The sequence below is a fragment of the Kribbella sp. NPDC050470 genome (assembly GCF_044458365.1).
GTDB lineage: Bacteria > Actinomycetota > Actinomycetes > Propionibacteriales > Kribbellaceae > Kribbella.
Genome location: NZ_JBITHV010000016.1, coordinates 127,000 through 144,675, shown reverse-complemented (window position 1 = coordinate 144,675; position 17,676 = coordinate 127,000). Strand labels below are relative to the sequence as shown.

Here is a 17,676-nt window from a genome sequence, read left to right as displayed (position 1 = left end):
TCAGGGCCTCTCGGCTGCGGCTCGCGGGCGGCGGGCGGTGGGGCGGCGGATGATCCATTCGGCTGCGGCGGCGTTGAGTAGCCAGCCGGAGCTGATTGAGATGGCTGTGCTCAGCTCGGTGGTTCCGAAGAAGGCCTCGCCGATGCCCTGGGTGAAGACCTGGGTGCCGGCCGCGACCGAGAGGGCGTAGGCGCGGATCATCCAGGCGCGGTGGGCTGCGAAGTTGCGGCGTCGTACGGCGGTGAAGCCGAGGACGAGGCTGGTTGCGATCGCGGATCCGGCGACGAGGCGGACGGTCCACAGGAGGTCGCCGCCGGGTGCGCCGGGGTAGAAGAGGGTCATCCAGAGGCCGGAGGCCGCGACGAGTAGGCCGGCGAGGATGAGTACGCGGCCTGCTCGGCGGTGCCAGGTGCGGTGCCGGCGACGGATCCTTGCTGGGAACTGGAATGCCCCGGCGACCGCGTATACCGCGGCTGAGACGACGTGTACGACGACCGGAGCAGGTGAGGCGTCCACCCGCGGGTTGGTCGGCAGGACCTGCGGGCCACCGGCGAGCTCGAGCAGCCGGAGCGATCCGGCGATCAGCGGGAAGATCGTGAGCGCGAGCAGTCCAGTCGGAACCCGCCAGCTAGAGCCCTCCCGGCCGCGCCGCGGGCGGTGCGGCGCGGTCCGGGAGCGCGGTGCGACGTACTGGGTCATTCCGCACCTGCGGTGACGGCGGGGGTGGTGGTCGGTTCGGGCACGGTGGTCTTGCGGGCGGTTCGCCACAGCGAATACCCGAGGCCGATCATCGCGATGCCGTTCGGGAAGGCCAGGAGGCGGTAGAACGCGTCCGGCATCACCGCGAGCGCGATGGTGACGACGCCGCCGACCGCGAGCAGCAGGGCCGCCCAGCGGGCGAGGACGCGGGCGCGGAACAGCGCGATGCCGAAGACGAGGCCGCCGGCCAGGTAGCCGATGTCCTGGATGCGTACGACGGTCGCGAACAGGCCGACGTCACCGGTCGGGGTGTCGCCCTTGGAGACGGCGACGATGTCGTTCACGAAGCCGGGGTTGGTGTCGGCGATGGCGGGCAGCAGGTAGCCGGCGATCAGCGCCGTACACATGATGAAGAGGTAGCCGACGCTGAGCACCGCGTAGCCGACGAGTCCGAGCAGTCCGTTCCGCCGTACTTGGCTCACGTACATGCCGGTGATGCCGGCCAGCGCCAGCATGGCCATGACGACCTTCAGCGTGTTCCGTACGACGACCTCCGTCGTGGTGATGGTGGTGGCGTCCAGGTGCGGGTGGCCGATCTGGACGCCGATGAACAGCAGTCCGGCAGTGGCAGCGGCAGCTCCGGCGGCCCGGGTGACGGTGGTTGGCGTGATGGTCATGGTCGGCTCCTTGGTTCCGGTGGTGCTTGGCTATGTCCGGAACGTAGGCCGCGAGGTGGGGACCAGGCGTCACCACATGTGGTGACTGACGATGTGACAGCTACAGCAGGCCGAGCTCGCGTCCGCGGCGTACGGCGGCGGAGCGGGTGTTGACGTCGAGCTTGGTGAAGATGCGCTTGGTGTGGGTGCGCAGGGTGTTCAGCGAGACGAACAGGTGGCGGGCGATCTCGGGACCGGTGAGCTCGCTGGCGAGCAGGCGCAGTACGTCGAGCTCCCGCTCGCTGAGCGCTGTCGGCAGCTCCACCGCGGTGGAAGCAGGGGCCGACTCACTCGGAGCGCGGTCGTCGACCTTGTCGAGGAGCCGTCGGGCGTGCCGGCGCAGTACGTCGTACTCGCTGGAGCCGGCGTCGTCGAGCAGAGCGAGCATCGACGCGCCTTCGTCCAGGAAGAGACGCACGTAGGCATCCGGCTCCGGTGCGGTCGTGAGTGCTCGGTTCAGCTCAGCAAGGGCCTCGGGTCGCTCACCGCGCGCGTGCTGGGTCAGGGCTTGCAGCATGCCGATCTCGAGCAGGCTGCCGGCGCGCGTCGGCTTCGCGTCGGTGTGCAGTCGTTGCAGGAGCGCCAGTGCATCGTCCAGCGCCCCCGTCGAGCCACGCGCGCGCAGGAGCCGGACGACGGTGAGGTGCTCGTACTCGTGCAGGTACGACAGCTCATCGGCAGCTCTCAGGTCGTCGGCCCACTCCGCGGCCGCGTCAAGGTCGCCCTCCGCGACAGAGATGCGCGCTCGCATCGCGGCGATCGGCCGGAGGTCCGGGTAGGAGCCCGGCCGGTAGAGGTCCGCAGCCTGGTCGAGTAGTTGCTTGGCCGACGCATGCTCGCCCATGGCCGTGTGCACCTGCGCCATAGCGACGTACCACCGGTGCCGGTTCTCAGTGATCGAGCCGTGCTCGCCAAGGACCCGTGCGGTCTCGAGGTGTTGCTCTGCGCCGGCCAGGTCGTTCAGCTCACGGTCCAGCTCGGCAAGTCCCACATGCAGGTCGGCAGTGGCTCGCGGGTACGGCGGTCCGGAGCCAGTAGCCGTCGCCAATGCCTTCTGGTACAGGCGACGTGCCCGATGCGGACGCCCAGCACTGATCCACATGTCGCCGAGCACCACTGTGCTGTCCAGCTCGTCGACCAGGTTCCCGGCCGCGTGCAGACTGCGCACTGCTTCGGAGAACGTAGCCAGAGCCTCCGGGACATCACCGGCCGCCCACGCAGCCAGCCCGAGGAATCCAGCCGACGCACCGCGCACGAAGTGGTCCTCAGCACCGGCTAGCTCCAGTGCGTGCCGCGCATGCCGCACAGTCGCCGGTACGTCGCCTCTCGCTTGAGCCAGCGCCGCGCGGTAGACCCACAGCGTCGCCGGTGCGGTTCGCAGGTCCTCGGTGTCGGCCCACGTCGCCGCAAGCGCCTTGTCGTGAGCACCTGCCGCGAGCGCCGCCTCGACGTCATCGAGCCGGTGCTCCATCCCGTCCAGGTCGCCGGCCAGCATCTGCGACCAGCCGGACAAGATGCTGAGGACAGGACTTCGCCGTACGACGGACTCCGGCAGCGACCGTATCCACTCCAACAGCAGGCTGTCCTGGCGAGCACGTCGTACCTGCGGTAGCGCCTCCTCGATCAGGTAGGCGGCCCGGTCGTCGTCACCCGCGGCGAGAGCATGTCGTACTGCGTCCGCGACGAGGTCATGCGCGGCGTACCAGGCGCTTGCTGCTCGGTGCAGCGTGGGCACCTCGTCGGGGGCCTCGGCCCGGAGGCGGGCGCGGAGGACATCGCGGAACAGGTGGTGGTACCGGTACCAGGAGCGCTCCGCGTCCAGCGGGACCAGGAACACGTTGCCGCGGTCCAGCTCTGCCAAGGCTTGGCCGCCGTCCGTCCTGCCGGTCAGCGCGTCGCAGAGCGGACCGGTCAGCCGGTCGAGGACTGCGGTCCGCAGCAGGAAGTCGCGTACGTCGGCGCTCTGGCGGGTGAGGACCTCGTCGACCAGGTAGTCGATGACGAAGCGGTTGCTGCCGGTGAAGGCCGCGATGAACTCGGCGACGTCCGCGCGGTCCGCCGTACCGCGGAGTGACAGTGCGGCGAGTTGGAGGCCGGCGATCCAGCCCTCGGTGCGTTCGTCCAGTGCTTGTACGTCGTCGTCGCCGAGTTGCAGGCCCATTGCGTCGTTGAGGAATGTCTGCGCCTCCGCTGTGGCGAAGCGGAGGTCTGCCGCGCGTACCTCGGTCAGTTGGCCGCGGCTGCGCAGGCGGGGCAGCGGGAACGGTGGATCCGTGCGGGTCGCCACCAGGAGGTGCAGGTGGTCCGGCGCGTGGTCGAGGAGGAACGTCATGGCCTCATGCACCTCGGGCGCCTCGATCACGTGGTAGTCGTCGAGCACCAGCAGCGCGTGGTCGGGCCGTTGCGTCAGTTCGTTGACTATGGCAATCAGTGCGGCTTGGGGGGAGGCGGTGTTCAGTGCGTCGGGATCCAGGTCGAGGCCGATGCGGGAGAGGGCTGCTGAGAGGTGTGCCATGAAGCGCGCGGGCGCGTTGTCGCCTTCGTCGAGGGACAGCCAGCCCACGTGCTCCTGAGTCCTGGCCCACTCGCTGAGCAGGGTGGTCTTGCCGAAGCCGGGCGGTGCAGAGACCAGGGTGAGTCGGTGCCCGGGGCGCAGGGTGCTGTCCAGCCGGTCGGCCAGCCGGGCGCGCGCGACCACCTCGGGCCGCTTGGCGGGCGGGAACAGCTTCGTGGCGAGCACCGGTGTCGACACCCTACGGATCATAAGTCGCCGCTGCTGAACTAAGTGCAACTAAGCTGCCTGGTATGCCGAGGAACACGCTGACTGTGGAGCAGATCGTGGCGGCCGCGATCGGTTTGCTGGACGAGGTAGGCCTGGACGGGCTGAATATGCGCGCCCTGGGGGAGCGGCTCGGTACGGCGGCCACCGCCGTCTACTGGCACGTGAAGACCAAGGACGAGCTGGTCCGCCTCGCCGGAGACGCGATCTGGACGGAGATCGAATTGCCAGACCTCGACGGCGACTGGCGAGAGGCCGCCGCCGCACTGGCCATCGGTCTGCACGAGATGCTGACGCGCCACCCCTGGTACGGCCAGGCGTTGGGCCTCTACCTCCTTTACGGGCCCGGCAAAGCGCGCTACGACGACGCCACGCTCTCCCTCTACGAGAAGGCCGGCTTCACCCCCGCCGACGCCGACCGCGCCGCCGCAACCGTCTTCATCTACGTAGCCGGCAGCGCCCTCGGCTCAGCCGCCCAACTCTCCCTGAACCGCCGCCTGACCCGCGCCGGCCAAGACCCCGCCCAGGCCCTCGAACACACCATGACCCAGGCCAAGCGGATAGCCACCGCCTACCCAACCCTCCGCAAACGCCTCAACACCCCCGCCGCCACCGACTACGCCGCCGCCCCCGCCAACACCTTCACCTTCGGCCTCCAAACAATCCTCACCGGCCTCGAATCACACCTCACCGCGGACGTGGCGGATGGCCGTTGAACGCCCGTACTGAAATGGGTCAGTCCACGCGTGGTTTCTCGACGGTGACCCAGGTTGGAGTTGGTGCGTTCGGGTCTCGATTGCCCTTCGCCCTCCAGTCCCTCGCGATCGCCAGTGGGACAGGGTTCACCGGGTCGGGCAGGACGACGGTGAGGCCGTTGCCGCGGGCTTCGAGGGCGGCGGCGTACGTGGGGTCGACGCGGTCGAGCGTCATCATGATGAGCCCGGAGTCCGGGTGCGGACCCGTTGAGGTGACCTTGGTCGGCAGGCTGAGCTCCTCCTGCCGGCGCATGAGGCCCAGCACCCATTGCAGAGTCCACTCGGTCTCCTGCTCGGAGGGTTGCCAGCGCCTGAAGCGCAACAACTCCGGGAACTGTACGAGCGGCGTGATCTCGGCCCGCGCCCGCAGCATCTCCTCGTGAACCGGGACGCTGATCACCAGCACCACGTGGTCGCCGCCGTGCTCGACGGTCTCGGTGAGCCTGGCTTCCACCCCCGGATTGCGCTCGACCCACTGCCGGACAACCGGCAGATCTGGCGACGCCGTCGCCGGCTCCTCCCGAAAACGCACGCCAACCACCTCCACCGCATCCAGATAAGCACGTCAACGCGTTCGACAGCTACGACGACGTGTCGCAGGACCGCGGGCGCAGGTGGTCGACGGCTACGTCGTACTGCTCGGTCAATCGTTGGGTGATCAGTGAGCGGTGGCAGGCCTCTGGGTCGCGTTCGACGCAGAGCAGGGCTGCGGCCCCGGCGCTCGGCAGCGCCGACACGAGTGAGTTGAGGTCGGTGGGGTCGAGGATCTCGGTGGTGTAGCGGTGGATGAACTCGGGGGCGAGTTGGACGCGTGAGCGTTTGCCGACGCCTTGGCGGTCGTCTTCGGCGTACTGGACTTGGCGTAGCTCGGTGGTTGGCGCCAGCTCGGGGTGGTGCTCGTAGGCGATCCGGGCTTGCGCCAGTGCAGCCTGCAGCCGGAGTGAGTTGGCCCAGGCGTACTCGGGTCCGCGAACACCGCGCCGCTGACGTACGTCGACCAGCAGGCGGACGTCAGCGTCGAGCAGTCGTTGCAGGAAGGACTCGGCGTCGAAGCCGTAGACGCCGATTGTCACCACTTTGAGCATTGGGAATCACCTATCTGCCAGCATCTCGTGCCGGTTCAACCGGCACGAGAAGCTGAGTCATCATGCGACGGCGGTTCCCTCGAGCTCAACGAGCTGGCCGGGGATCGCGAGCCGGGTCACCCCGAGCATCGTCGTGCTCGGCGCCACCCCGGCGGCACCGAGCCGCGACGCCAGTACGCCGTACTGCTGGAAGAGCAGATCGACGTCCGTGGTGTAGACGTTGAGCCGGACGAGGTCAGCGAGGGACATGCCGGCCTCGCCGAGTACGGCCTCCAGGTTGTCGAGGCTGAGCGCCAACTGGGCCGCCATGTCGCCGTCATGCTCGGGCTTGCCGTCTTTGCTCATCGCAGTCTGCCCTGAGATGTACAGGGTCCGGGTGTGCCCGGTGACGAGCTCGCCCTGGTTGAATCCCAGCTCCGCCGACCACTTCACCGGGTTGACCGCCGTTCGTTGCAGTGCCACATCAGCTCCGTTCGATTCGGTGGTTCGTACGTCGAGGAGCCTTTCAACCAATCACGACACCCTGTGTCGTGTATTCCGGTAGAGTCTTTTCATGCGCGCCGACCGGCTGGTCTCGCTGGTCCTGCTGCTGCGCCAACGCGGTCGGCTGACGGCGGACGTCCTGGCCCGCGAGCTCGAGGTGTCCACCCGCACCGTGCTGCGCGACATCGAGGCGCTGTCCGCGGCCGGCGTACCGGTGTACGCCGAACGCGGTCGGCATGGCGGGTTCGCGTTGCTGCCCGGGTTCCGGACCGAGCTCACCGGGCTGAACCACGACGAGGCCCTTGCGTTGCTGACCGCTGGAACGAAGCGCGGCGAGCAGGTGTTCGGCCTCGGCTCGGCGCTCGCCTCGGCCATGCGCAAGGTGGTCGACGCCCTCCCCGAAAGCCACCGGGCCACCGCGAGCGACGCGGCCCAGCGATTCCTCGTCGACCCGGCGACCGACCTGCTCTCCCGCCGACTGACCACCGACGAGGTTCCCGACACCACAATGATCGAGGTACGGCGCGCAGTCGCCGCCGGACACAAGCTCCGGATCCACTACGCGGCCGTGAATCGCACCCCGAAATGGCGCACCGTAGACCCGATCGGCCTGGTCACCGTGCGAGACAAGGGCTACTTGCTGGCGACAACATCCGGCGCGGACCGCACATACCGCCTGTCCCGGATCCTGGCCGCCGAGGAACTCCCCGAACCCGCACAACGACCGGACAAGGTCGACCTGGACCAGATCTGGCAAGAACGCAGCACCCGCTTCCGCGCCGGCGACAACCAGCTCACCGTGCTCCTCCGGATGAACCCCGCACGCCGCGAGGAACTGGCAAACACCGCCCTCGCCGTCCTGACCGAAACCTCCGACCCAGACGGCTGGCTACGCCTGGAAGCGACCTTCCAAGACCCCCGCCACGCCGAATGGGCCCTCTGGCAACTAAACACCGACGCCGAAGCCCTCACACCCCAGTCGCTACGCAACGCCCTACACAACCGAGCCACCGCCCTGGCGACCCACTACGAGCCCAGCTCTGAGAACCGGTCCCCTTAGAGGGCGACTGCTCGGCTGTACGTGTACCAGACCGAAGTCGTCGAAGGCAGGTACACGCGGTAGCTCCGGGCGCGGTTCGTGGTGATGGTGTAGGTCGCCGCACCGCTTGCAAGTGGGGTGACATAGGACAGGCTCTTCCAGGTCGTCGTACCCGGGTCCTTGTACTGCACCAGCATCCGCCCGTGCGATCGGACATAGGCCCTCTGGGTAGGGCTGTAGTACGTCGCGGAGGCGGTGAGCGTCACCCTGCTGCCTCGGCGCACACCCGCCAGCGCGGCGATCGAAGCCGCCTTGGTCACCGAGGTCGCCGGCAGGAGATCGGCGACCTTCCTACCGTCCTTGTCCAGGGCGTAGCCCTGCGGTGTCCAGCGAGTGGTCTGTCCCACGGTGGTGTACTCGACGTAGACACCACACGATTCCCAGGGGCAGCCGATCCCCATGCGCGTACGACCGTAGTCGTCGACTGGGATCCAGGTGGCCATGGCCGTCGTCATGGGACAGTCCGCGCCCAGCGGGAAGCTGACGTACACGCTCCTCGAACTGAGGACCAGCTTGGCCGGGACCGGAAACGAGCAGGTAGCCGTCACCTGTTCTGGTGCAGCCTCGGCAGGCTGCTGGAACAGCAGCCCGGACCCAACGAGGCCCACAGCGGCGAGCAAAGCCTTGTAGCGCATGGCGTCCCCTCAACGAAGGCGACCGTCACCCACGGCCGCGCACGCGGAGACTACCGGTACAGGCCCAAACGTGTCAGCCGTCACTCGCTGCACTTTGCTGCGACGGCATTGCTTCGAGTAGGTGGACTCCACTTCGTTGCCAACGCGCCCCCCACCTGACGCCAGTACCGCCGGAAACAAGGCGGTCGGCGTGGGTGGTGTCTCGCACTCCCCGGCCCCAATCGCGGTCAGCAGTTGCCGGTGCCGACCGGTCGCCTGCGATGTCGATGCGCGCACCCGCCGAAGGCAGCCACAAGTCAGCCGCCGCGCAGCGCTGTCCGCTTCGACACCAGCGCCGGCGGGCAGTCCTCGGCGCCGATCGGGACCTACGTGACACAGCGCGCGCGCCCACCGGAGGCGGCGGCAGACAGCCGCCGCGCAGCGGTGTCCGTTTAGGGCTGCTGCGGGTGGGCAGTTGTTGGCGCCGATTGGGGTGCGCGTGAGACCACTGCGCGCACCCCGCCGAAGGCGGCATTGGGAATGCCGCCGCGGAGCGGTGTCCTTTGGGCGGTGGTCAGTCTTTGATTTCGCAGAGGATGGCGCCGGCGGTGACGGTGGCGCCTACTTCGGCGGTCAGGGCTGTGATGGTGCCGGACTTGTGGGCGTTGAGGGGTTGTTCCATCTTCATCGCCTCCAGGACGACGATGAGGTCGCCCTCGGCAACCACTGCGCCTTCCTCGACGGCGATCTTGACGATGGTGCCCTGCATCGGGGAGGTGAGCGAATCACCCGAAGCAGCAGAGCCCTTGCCCGACCCACCGGCCCGTCGCGTCGGCTTCTTCTTCGCGCCGACACCAGCGCCAGCCGAGCCGCCCCCGCCGGCAGCAACGGATGCGCCAAGACCGGCGGGAAGCACGACCTCAAGGCGTTTGCCGCCGACCTCGACCGTGACTTTCTCGCGTTCCGCAGGTTCGACGGTTTCCGCAACCGGTCCGTCGTACGGCGGGACCTGGTTGTCGTACTCGGTCTCGATCCACCGCGTGTGCACCTTGAACCCGTCGTCACCGACGAACGCCGGATCCGACACCACCGCAGCGTGGAACGGAATGACCGTAGGCATCCCCTCCACCACGAACTCACGCAACGCCCGCCGCGACCGCTCCAGCGCCTGCGTCCGGTCCCGACCGGTCACGATCAGCTTCGCCACCAGCGAGTCGAAGGCACCCGGCACGGTCTCGCCCTGGTCGTACCCACCGTCCAGCCGGATCCCCGGCCCGGACGGCGCGTGCCACCGCGTCAACGTCCCCGGTGCAGGCAGGAACCCACGCCCCGCGTCCTCGGCGTTGATCCGGAACTCGATCGAGTGTCCCGACACGACGGGGTCGTCGTACCCGAGCTCCTCGCCCTGGGCGATCCGGAACATCTCCCGGACCAGGTCCAGGCCGGTGACCTCCTCGGAGACCGGGTGCTCGACCTGCAGCCGGGTGTTCACCTCGAGGAACGAGATCAGCCCGTCCTGCCCAACCAGGAACTCGCACGTCCCGGCCCCGACGTACCCGGCCTCGCGCAGGATCGCCTTGGACGCGGAGTACAGCGTCTCGAGTTGATCGGCGGACAGGAACGGAGCCGGCGCCTCCTCGACCAGCTTCTGGTACCGGCGCTGCAGCGAGCAGTCCCGCGTGGACACGACCACGACGTTGCCGTGGGCATCGGCCAGACACTGCGTCTCGACGTGTCGCGGCTTGTCCAGGTATCGCTCGACGAAGCACTCGCCGCGTCCGAAGGCGCTGACTGCTTCGCGTACGGCGGACTCGTAGAGCTCCGGCACTTCCTCCAGCGTCCGCGCGACCTTCATGCCGCGGCCGCCACCGCCGTACGCCGCCTTGATCGCGATCGGCAGCCCGTGCTCCTGCGCGAACGCGACCACCTCGGAAGCGTCGGCGACCGGGTTCGGCGTGCCGGGGACCTGTGGGGCGCCGACCTTGTCGGCGATGTGCCGTGCCTTGACCTTGTCGCCCAGCGCGTCGATGGCCGACGGCGGCGGCCCGATCCAGATCAGGCCTGCGTCGAGGACGGCCTGGGCGAAGGACGCGTTCTCGGCCAGGAAGCCGTAGCCGGGGTGGACGGCGTCAGCGCCCGAGCGGGCCGCGACGTCGAGGATCTTGGCGATGTTCAGGTAGGAGTCGGCCGGTGTCGCGCCGTCCAGCGAGTACGCCTCGTCGGCGAGCCGGACGAACAGCGCGTCGCGGTCCTGCTCGGCGTACACGGCGACGCTGCCCAGCCCTGCGTCGGCGGCGGCGCGGACGACCCGGACGGCGATCTCGCCCCGGTTCGCGACCAGCACCTTGGTGATCTGCTTGCTGTCGGACACAGCTGACTCCCTTCGGCCAGCCCGAGTCTAGGGTGAACCACCCCTTCGGGGAGACAGGGCGTTGCTCACACCGTAAGCGATCGCTCGAAGAAGGATTCCAGTACGACGACCGTCCGGGTGCTCGTCACGCCGTCCACCTTGTGCAGGGCGCGCAGGGTCGCCTGGAGGTCCTCGGTGGTCGCCGTCCGGACCTTGACCAGCACCGACGCCGGACCGGCGATGATGTGCGCCTCCTCGACCGCCGGGATGTCCCGCAGCGCGCGCAGCGTCGGCTCGTCGCCCATCCAGGCGTCCGCATCGAGCAGGACGTAGGAGAGGACCCCACGGCCGAGCGCGGCCGGATCGACCTCGATCGTGGTCCGCCGGATCACGCCGGCCGCCTTCAGTTTCCGGACGCGCTCGTGCGCAGCCCCCGCGGACAACCCGACCGCCTGCCCGAGGGCGGCGTACGACTGGGTGGCGTCCTCCTGCAAGAGCTCCAGCAGCTGCCGATCGGTATCGTCTATGGTCATTATCACCCTTTGCCAAACCTCATCCTATGAACTACAACGATAACAGGATGAGGTTCGACGAAGGAGCCCGATGACCATCACGCTGTCCCCGCCACCGCACCGGATCCGGGCCGAGCTCGTGGTCCTCGACGACCGGTTCCGCAAGATCGCCGGAGACGAGTACGTCGAGTGCCTGTACGACGGCGGTCGCTGGCTCGAAGGACCGGCGTACTCACCGGCCTGGCGCTGCCTGGTCTTCAGCGACATCCCGAACGACCGGATGCTCCGCTGGGACGAGGTCTCCGGCCAGGTGTCCGTCTTCCGCGACCCGTCCGGCTACGTGAACGGCAACACCATCGACCGCCAGGGCCGTCTGGTGAGCTGCTCGCAGGGCGACCGCCAGGTCATCCGGACCGAGTACGACGGACGCCGTACGGTGCTCGCCTCACACTGCGACGGCGACCGACTCAACAGCCCGAACGACGTGGTCGTGAAGAGCGACGACTCGGTCTGGTTCACCGACCCGCCGTACGGGATCACCTCGAACTACGAGGGGCACGCGGCCGAGCAGGAGATCGACGGCTGCCACGTCTATCGGATCGCGCCGGACGGCGTCCTGACCGTGGTCGCGGACGACTTCACTCGTCCTAACGGACTGGCCTTCTCACGCGACGAGACCCAGCTGCACGTCGTGGACACACCGGCCAAGCACATTCGCCGGTTCGACGTGGACGGGGACAAGCTGCGCGGCGGTGAGGTGTTCGCGCCCTGCACGGCCGGCATGTTCGACGGCATCAGGCTGGACAGCGCCGGCCGGGTCTGGGCGGCGACACACGAAGGCGTGCACTGCTTCCACCCGGACGGCACTCTGATCGGCAAGCTGCTGCTGCCGGACATCGTGTCCAACCTGTGCTTCGGCGGTCCCAAGGGCAACCGCCTCTTCATCACCGCGACCACGTCAGTGTGGTCGTGGCTGCTCACCGCCAGTGGGGCCTGATCAGCGGTAGGCCTTGGAGACGCTGTCGAGCAGTCGCTCGAGGGTGTCGTACGTCGGCAGGTCGGCCACGTCGACCACCTGCTCGGCCACCGGCACCTTGCCGGCGCTGACGACCTTGGCGAACTGGTCCGGGTCAGCAGTCCGGAACCCGTGCTGTGCGGCGAGCTGCTGGAGCTCCGGGTCCGTCGACAGGAGCTGACCGAGCTTGTCGCCGTTCGGCTTGAGCGACAGCATGGTGTGCCTGGACTGCACCGTCGGCGACGGGTACATCAGCACCATGTCGCTCTTTAGCTTCCCGCGGACGGCGGCGTCCACGAACTGCGCCTCGTAGATGCACACCAGCGGCGTCTTGCCCATCCCGAGCGCCAGGTAGTCGTCGAACGGGCCCTCGCTGGAGTTGTCGGTGTAGCCCTGGTTGACGAACAGCGGCGTGACGTACGGGAGCACCTTCCGCTCCTCCGCCGTCCCCTGCACCACTGTCTGGCCGTTGGCCACGTAGCTCGCGATCGACAGGAACATCGCCGCCGAGTTGGAGGTCCGCGGGTCGGTCGTGGTGACCAGGAGCCGCTTGCGCACCGGGTACGTCGTGTTGCCGCGAATGTCGTCCCACCGCCAGCCGGCCTTGGCGAGGTCCATGTAGCGGCGCATGTCGAAGTACCAGACGCCGTTCACCTGCTTCGCGATGCCGGTCGCGGACAGCAGGTTGGCGATCGGACGGTACGTCGCGATCGCCATCGGCGACGAGAACACGGCGTACTGCTTGCCGTCGACACCGGGGCGATCGGCGGAGCCCTGCTGGATCCGGTCGGCCGCGACCGTGCTGGACGGAAACGCGAAGTCGTACTTGGCCAGGTCGATCTTGGTCGCGATCTCGCGGGAGCCGGCCGTGTCGATCTGTACGGCGAGACTGTGCTTGGCCAGCGCGGCTCGGACGTCGGGGTCCTCGAAGAACGCGCGCTTCTCGGAGCCGATCACGCCGGAGACCGTGGTGATCCCGGACGCCTGGACGTCGTCGCCGTTCCGGATGATCACGACGGTGGCGATGGTGGCGACCACGAGCACGCCGGCGACCGCCGCCGGGAGCGCCACACCGATCCGGGGCACGCGCCGCTCGCCGTCAGCGGGCGCCGACGGCCCAGCGGGCGTCGGCGGCTCGGTAGGCGTGTCGGGTACGACGGGATCGGGGGCCGGCGAGAGTTGGGTACGGACGATGCGTTCGACCAGGATCGGCACGTACTCGCGGACCGGGTCGTCGGCGAACTGTTCACGGGCCGCCCGCACGGCGGCCTCGACGTCTTCGGAAGTGTGGATGTCGGCGAAGGAGTCGGCGAGCCGGCTGGTCATGTTCAGGATCGCCTTGTCCTCGCGGACGGTGTCGAGCTTCAAAGGGATTTCTCCACTGTGTTGACTCAGTTGGGGAAGGCACGCGCCCCCGTCCGGCGCCGCTGACATCGTTCCGCACCGGAAGGTCCACCGAGCGGTCTTCCGGCCCACGCCGTACCGAAACGGAATAGGCTTTCCGGGGTAGCCGACCTTCTGAGGAGTGACGATGACGGGCATTCTCGAGCCGCTGGCCGGTACTGCGCCGGCCGTCTGGGAGAAGCTGGACGACCGGTTCGCCGGGATCCGCGGCGACCGGCTGCTGGAACGGCTGTGGACCGGCGGGCGGTGGGTGGAGGGCCCGGTGTACTCGCCGGCCGGCCGCTACCTGCTCTGGAGCGACATCCCGAACGACCGCATCCTGCGCTGGGACGAGACGTCGTACCAGGTCTCGGTCTTCCGGCACCCGGCCGGCAACACGAACGGGCACACGCTCGACACCGAGGGGCGCCTGGTCAGCTGCGAGCACGGCAACCGCCGGGTCACCCGGACGGAGCACCACGGCGCCGTCACCGTGCTGGCCTCCGAGTACGACGGGAAGCGGCTGAACAGCCCGAACGACGTGGTGGTCAAGCGCGACGGGTCCGTCTGGTTCACCGACCCGGCGTACGGGATCGACAGCGACTACGAGGGGTACAAGGGCGAGATCGAGACCGGCGGCTGCCATGTCTACCGGGTCTCGCCGGACGGCGTGCTGACCCGGGTCGCCGACGACTTCAACCGGCCGAACGGGCTGGCCTTCTCACCGGACGAGTCGTTGCTCTACATCGCCGACTCCGAGGAGGGCACGCTGCGGGTGTTCACCGTGGACGGCGACAAGCTGTCCGGCGGCGAGCTGTTCGCGGAGTGCGGCAACGGGATCTTCGACGGCATCCGGCTCGACACCGAGGGCCGGATCTGGGCCTCGGCCGCCGACGGCGTGCACGTGTACCACCCGGACGGCACCCTGCTCGGCAAGCTCCTGGTGCCGGAGACGGTCTCCAACCTGGTCTGGGGCGGCCCGAAGCGCAACCGCCTCTTTCTGACCGCGACCACATCGGTCTACTCGGTGTTCACCACCGTCAACGGCGCCCCCGGCCCGTACGGCCCGCTGCGCTGACGGTTCCCTCCTGCGAGGGAGGTCGTTGGTCCTGCAGATGGATCACGTCGACAGGGTGTGAGTGACAGCGTGCTTCGGGTGGCCCGCACCGGGCGGGCCGGATCCGAAGGAGTTCACGTGCTCAGCCCGAAGTTCGTCCGTCGACTGGTTCCTGCCGGAGCACTGGCCCTGCTGGCGGCCGTCGGCGTCCTGGCATCGCCGGCCGCCGCCGGCCAGGACCCGGTGATGCGGGTCTCCGGTGCGGCGGGTGGTCAGCTGGGACCGGAATGGCCGGGGATGGAAGGCGATCCGGTGTGGTTCGAGATCGACGGCCAGGCCGACGATCCGCTGCATCCGTCCGGGACCTTCCACGTCGTCCACCGCAAGCCGGACGGCCGGCTGCTGGCCGAGTTCAGCGGCCGGATCACCAGCCTGAAGGCCGTCGACGAGGTGGCGATCGTGACCGGCGTGATCGACGCGGCGGAGCATCCCGACGTCGACCGGGAGTTCGTCGGCAAGCCGGTCGCGATGACGGTGTACGACGGCGGCGACCACGACCGGATCGGCTGGGCGTGGGGCTTCTTCGGTGCCCCGGTGAGCCCGCTCCAGGGCACCGCGCCGTACTTCGCCCTGACCGAAGGCGGCTTCCGGGTCGACGGGGGAGCGCGCCATCACGGTGCTCAGGGCAACGGTCCGGCGGTGGACGTGCAGACGGGCGACGGTACGACGATCGCCGCCGTACTCGGTGGTCCGAGCCCGTCCGGCAGCGCGCTGCGCTTCGAGCTCGCCGCGCGGGTGCCGGCTGGGGGTGACCCGACCCAGGTCCAGGGCAGCTTCCGCTTCACCGAGCGGGGCAAGGCGAACCTCGAAGGCCGGCTCACCTGCCTGCAGACCGGTGGCCCCGTCGCGGTCACCACCGGCGTGGTGACCAGGTCGGACGATCCCGCCCAGGTTGGCAAGCCGGTGTCGTTCTCGCTCAAGGACGGTCAGGTCGACCGGATCGCCTGGCTCTGGAGCTGGGCTGCCGAGAAGCCGTCGATCGCCGACTGCCTCTCGACCGTCCCCTCCTACGCCCCGCGCTGGGGCGGCGTCGCCGTACGGCCGTAGACCTGACGGACCCGGGTACGGCGTCGTGGGGCGCCGTACCCGGGGTTGGGTCAGAAGTTCTTCTTGACCTGGTCGATGACGGTGAAGACGGCCAGGAACCCGAAGGCGAGGAACGAGAACGCGAGCACCGCGGTGCGGAGCTTCGTGATCCGGATCGCCTTGGGCAGGGCCCGCGAGTTCATCCACCACAGCAGGCCGGAGTAGAAGAACATCATCGTGCCCGCGGTACACGCCGAGATGACCAGCAGCACCAGCGGCTGGGTCAGGCCGGCCAGCAGTACGAGGATGCCGAAGGCAACGAGTCCCCAGACCAGGAAGAAGTACAGCTTGGACTCGCTGACCTTCGAGGTCCGCAGGTAGCGCGACTTGACCATGTCCGCGGTCAGCCGGGACGTGTAGTCGACGATGCCGGTCGCGGCCGCGAACAGCGAGAACGCGCCGATCGCCCAGAACAGGTAGCCGAACCAGTCGCCGACCAGCGTCTGCAGCGTGGTGCCCTCGATCTTCAGGAAGCTGATGTTGTTCTTGACGTCCGGGTTCCCGAACAGGGTCGCGTGCGCGAGCATCGAGGTGAACACGATGGTGAGGATCGTGATCGCCACGAAGGTCAGGCCCTGCTCGACGTTGGCGAACTTCCACCAGCGCCGCCAGCGGGACATGTTCGCGTCGTCGATGGTGAAGGTGTAGCCGTTGGCGGTCGGGTCCGCCTCTTTCTCACCGGTGATCGGCGAGGTCAGCCGCGGCACGTGCACACCCATGCCGAAGCCCTTGTCCCGGATCCAGTTGCTCTGCACCAGGTTCTGCCCGCCGCCGGCGCCGGCGTACGCGATCGCACCCATGATGAGCGCGAACCCGAGCTGGTCGGCCGGGAACTGCGGGTTGGTGACCGCGTCGCCGAGCGCGCTGTAGGTCTTGCCCCGGATGGCGAAGGCCAGCGCCAGCACGACCAGCAGCGCGACGGCCGCGATCTTGACGAAGATCAGCCGCTCGAGCATCACGTAGACGACCGGCGCGAAGGTCAGGATCAGGCCGATCACGAGCAGGATGCCGATCGCGATCCAGCGCGGGTCCCCGGCCCCGAACAGGTAGGTCAGCATCGACGCCGAACTGGTCGCCCAGCCGGGCCACATGTTCGCGAAGTACGTCATGATCGCGAAGAACAGGCCCCAGTGCTTCCAGTACCGGTTGAAGCCGGTCAACGCTGTCTCACCAGTGGCCAGCGTGTACCGCTCGATCTCCATGTTCAGGAACCACTGGACGATCACGCCGACCACGGCGCCCCAGAGGAACACCAGGCCGACCTGGCTGGCGATGTACGGCCACAGGATGAACTCGCCGGACGCCAGGCCGACGCCGGCGCCGACCATGCCGGGGCCGATGATCTTCCAGGTGTTGGTGGGTGGTTCGGGTAGGTCGCGAACCTGCGGTGCGGGCAGGTTCCGCGTCGGCAGAGCGAATCTGCCGTGCTCAGTCGATGTCGTGTCTGCCATCGTGGTCCTCACTTCCTCGACCCCCGCGCACTATGTCCGGACCATAACGAATACTGTCGACACGGGCGACCCGACACAGTGCGCCTTTAAGGAGACTTGAGCACCTCCACCGCCTTGGCGATCCGCCGGGCGCGGGTCTCGGGCTTCTTGGCCTCGTTGATCGCGTTCACATGCTCGCGCCGATGGCTGTAGCTGAGGGCATCGAAACTCTTTCGAAGCCCAGCCTCCTCGAGCGCCGCCGCCAGATCCTCCGGTACGTCGACCGTCCGCTCAGCGGTGTCCCGCTCGAGCGTCACGGTGACCGAATCACCGTCGCCCTTCCCCAGCTGAGTCCGGATCCCCTTCAGCATCCCGATCACCATGCACCCACCCATGGACGCGATCGACCCCCGATACGCCACCCCATCAAACGAGGCCCGCACCGGAATCCGCCCCCCACCCCCGAGCGCGGCGATCACCTCCCCAGGCACCTCCACCCAGGCCCCACCCCCGTCATTCACCACAACCGTCCCCACAAACATCTCCATCCCCC

17 protein-coding genes are annotated in these 17,676 nt (G+C 68.5%); 5 read left to right on the top strand and 12 right to left on the bottom strand.

Annotation, left to right across the window (positions count from 1 at the left end; translation table 11 throughout):
* From ACIBGM_RS40365 to ACIBGM_RS40355, 3 genes are all read right to left on the bottom strand, one after another.
* A complete protein-coding gene (locus ACIBGM_RS40365) occupies positions 1-699 on the bottom strand; it encodes a DUF2306 domain-containing protein (RefSeq protein WP_396388553.1) in 699 nt (232 codons plus the stop codon).
* Entirely contained in the window at positions 696-1,376 is a 681-nt protein-coding gene (locus ACIBGM_RS40360) for a hypothetical protein (RefSeq protein WP_396388552.1), read from the bottom strand. Before ACIBGM_RS40360 ends, ACIBGM_RS40365 begins: the two co-directional genes overlap by 4 nt.
* A 100-nt stretch (positions 1,377-1,476) precedes the next feature.
* Complete coding sequence (locus ACIBGM_RS40355; protein WP_396388551.1) at positions 1,477-4,167, bottom strand: LuxR C-terminal-related transcriptional regulator; 2,691 nt, start codon at positions 4,165-4,167, stop codon at positions 1,477-1,479.
* Between the two features lie 53 nt (positions 4,168-4,220).
* Between ACIBGM_RS40355 and ACIBGM_RS40350 the strand changes: the two genes are divergently transcribed.
* A complete protein-coding gene (locus ACIBGM_RS40350) occupies positions 4,221-4,910 on the top strand; it encodes a TetR/AcrR family transcriptional regulator C-terminal domain-containing protein (protein ID WP_396388550.1) in 690 nt (229 codons plus the stop codon).
* 19 nt (positions 4,911-4,929) lie between these two features.
* Here the strand turns inward: ACIBGM_RS40350 and ACIBGM_RS40345 are convergent, their stop codons facing one another.
* Genes ACIBGM_RS40345 through ACIBGM_RS40335 form a run of 3 tightly spaced genes read right to left on the bottom strand, consistent with a single transcriptional unit; the run spans position 4,930 to position 6,490 of the window.
* Positions 4,930-5,481, bottom strand: coding sequence for a hypothetical protein (locus ACIBGM_RS40345; RefSeq protein ID WP_396388549.1), 552 nt, complete (start codon positions 5,479-5,481; stop codon positions 4,930-4,932).
* Positions 5,482-5,530: 49 nt separating this feature from the next.
* A complete protein-coding gene (locus ACIBGM_RS40340) occupies positions 5,531-6,034 on the bottom strand; it encodes a DUF488 family protein (protein ID WP_396388548.1) in 504 nt (167 codons plus the stop codon).
* A gap of 60 nt (positions 6,035-6,094) precedes the next feature.
* Positions 6,095-6,490, bottom strand: a complete 396-nt coding sequence (locus tag ACIBGM_RS40335; protein WP_396388569.1) for a RidA family protein — start codon at positions 6,488-6,490, stop codon at positions 6,095-6,097.
* A gap of 97 nt (positions 6,491-6,587) precedes the next feature.
* On the opposite strand from ACIBGM_RS40335, the gene ACIBGM_RS40330 reads away from it, so the two are divergent.
* On the top strand, positions 6,588-7,577 hold the full coding sequence (locus ACIBGM_RS40330; protein WP_396388547.1) for a helix-turn-helix transcriptional regulator: 990 nt from the start codon (positions 6,588-6,590) through the stop codon (positions 7,575-7,577).
* On the opposite strand, the gene ACIBGM_RS40325 is transcribed toward ACIBGM_RS40330, so the two are convergent.
* The 3 genes from ACIBGM_RS40325 to ACIBGM_RS40315 form a co-directional block, all read right to left on the bottom strand.
* Entirely contained in the window at positions 7,574-8,251 is a 678-nt protein-coding gene (locus ACIBGM_RS40325; protein ID WP_360522027.1) for a hypothetical protein, read from the bottom strand. The two genes, ACIBGM_RS40330 and ACIBGM_RS40325, sit on opposite strands and share 4 nt — an antisense overlap.
* Positions 8,252-8,804: 553 nt before the next feature.
* On the bottom strand, positions 8,805-10,583 hold the full coding sequence (locus tag ACIBGM_RS40320) for an acetyl/propionyl/methylcrotonyl-CoA carboxylase subunit alpha (RefSeq protein WP_396388568.1): 1,779 nt from the start codon (positions 10,581-10,583) through the stop codon (positions 8,805-8,807).
* Between the two features lie 83 nt (positions 10,584-10,666).
* Entirely contained in the window at positions 10,667-11,113 is a 447-nt protein-coding gene (locus ACIBGM_RS40315; RefSeq protein ID WP_396388546.1) for an Lrp/AsnC family transcriptional regulator, read from the bottom strand.
* Between the two features lie 70 nt (positions 11,114-11,183).
* Between ACIBGM_RS40315 and ACIBGM_RS40310 the strand changes: the two genes are divergently transcribed.
* Complete coding sequence (locus tag ACIBGM_RS40310; RefSeq protein ID WP_396388545.1) at positions 11,184-12,089, top strand: SMP-30/gluconolactonase/LRE family protein; 906 nt, start codon at positions 11,184-11,186, stop codon at positions 12,087-12,089.
* Here ACIBGM_RS40310 and ACIBGM_RS40305 read toward each other — a convergent pair whose 3' ends face one another.
* On the bottom strand, positions 12,090-13,475 hold the full coding sequence (locus ACIBGM_RS40305; protein ID WP_396388544.1) for a three-helix bundle dimerization domain-containing protein: 1,386 nt from the start codon (positions 13,473-13,475) through the stop codon (positions 12,090-12,092).
* Between the two features lie 163 nt (positions 13,476-13,638).
* Between ACIBGM_RS40305 and ACIBGM_RS40300 the strand changes: the two genes are divergently transcribed.
* Together ACIBGM_RS40300 and ACIBGM_RS40295 are read left to right on the top strand one after the other, a co-directional pair.
* A complete protein-coding gene (locus ACIBGM_RS40300; protein ID WP_360522012.1) occupies positions 13,639-14,568 on the top strand; it encodes an SMP-30/gluconolactonase/LRE family protein in 930 nt (309 codons plus the stop codon).
* A 117-nt stretch (positions 14,569-14,685) separates the two neighbouring features.
* Positions 14,686-15,654: a hypothetical protein gene (locus ACIBGM_RS40295; RefSeq protein WP_360522009.1), complete on the top strand. Its 969-nt coding sequence runs from the start codon at positions 14,686-14,688 to the stop codon at positions 15,652-15,654.
* A gap of 50 nt (positions 15,655-15,704) precedes the next feature.
* Here the strand turns inward: ACIBGM_RS40295 and ACIBGM_RS40290 are convergent, their stop codons facing one another.
* The gene (locus tag ACIBGM_RS40290) at positions 15,705-17,144 is read right to left on the bottom strand and encodes an Nramp family divalent metal transporter (RefSeq protein WP_360522006.1); all 1,440 of its coding nucleotides are present in this window, start codon (positions 17,142-17,144) and stop codon (positions 15,705-15,707) included.
* 86 nt (positions 17,145-17,230) lie between these two features.
* Positions 17,231-17,671, bottom strand: coding sequence for a YdeI/OmpD-associated family protein (locus tag ACIBGM_RS40285; RefSeq protein WP_360522003.1), 441 nt, complete (start codon positions 17,669-17,671; stop codon positions 17,231-17,233).
* Between the last annotated feature and the right edge of the window lie 5 nt (positions 17,672-17,676).

Excerpts from the sequence above, each read along its gene's own strand:
- ACIBGM_RS40290 (WP_360522006.1), bottom strand. The coding sequence starts at position 17,144 with ATGGCAGACACGACATCGACTGAGCACGGCAGATTCGCTCTGCCGACG.
- ACIBGM_RS40360 (WP_396388552.1), bottom strand. The coding sequence starts at position 1,376 with ATGACCATCACGCCAACCACCGTCACCCGGGCCGCCGGAGCTGCCGCT.
- ACIBGM_RS40330 (WP_396388547.1), top strand. The coding sequence starts at position 6,588 with ATGCGCGCCGACCGGCTGGTCTCGCTGGTCCTGCTGCTGCGCCAACGC.
- ACIBGM_RS40365 (WP_396388553.1), bottom strand. The coding sequence starts at position 699 with ATGACCCAGTACGTCGCACCGCGCTCCCGGACCGCGCCGCACCGCCCG.
- ACIBGM_RS40285 (WP_360522003.1), bottom strand. The coding sequence starts at position 17,671 with ATGGAGATGTTTGTGGGGACGGTTGTGGTGAATGACGGGGGTGGGGCC.
- ACIBGM_RS40350 (WP_396388550.1), top strand. The coding sequence starts at position 4,221 with ATGCCGAGGAACACGCTGACTGTGGAGCAGATCGTGGCGGCCGCGATC.
- ACIBGM_RS40315 (WP_396388546.1), bottom strand. The coding sequence starts at position 11,113 with ATGACCATAGACGATACCGATCGGCAGCTGCTGGAGCTCTTGCAGGAG.
- ACIBGM_RS40340 (WP_396388548.1), bottom strand. The coding sequence starts at position 6,034 with ATGCTCAAAGTGGTGACAATCGGCGTCTACGGCTTCGACGCCGAGTCC.
- ACIBGM_RS40300 (WP_360522012.1), top strand. The coding sequence starts at position 13,639 with ATGACGGGCATTCTCGAGCCGCTGGCCGGTACTGCGCCGGCCGTCTGG.
- ACIBGM_RS40325 (WP_360522027.1), bottom strand. The coding sequence starts at position 8,251 with ATGCGCTACAAGGCTTTGCTCGCCGCTGTGGGCCTCGTTGGGTCCGGG.
- ACIBGM_RS40310 (WP_396388545.1), top strand. The coding sequence starts at position 11,184 with ATGACCATCACGCTGTCCCCGCCACCGCACCGGATCCGGGCCGAGCTC.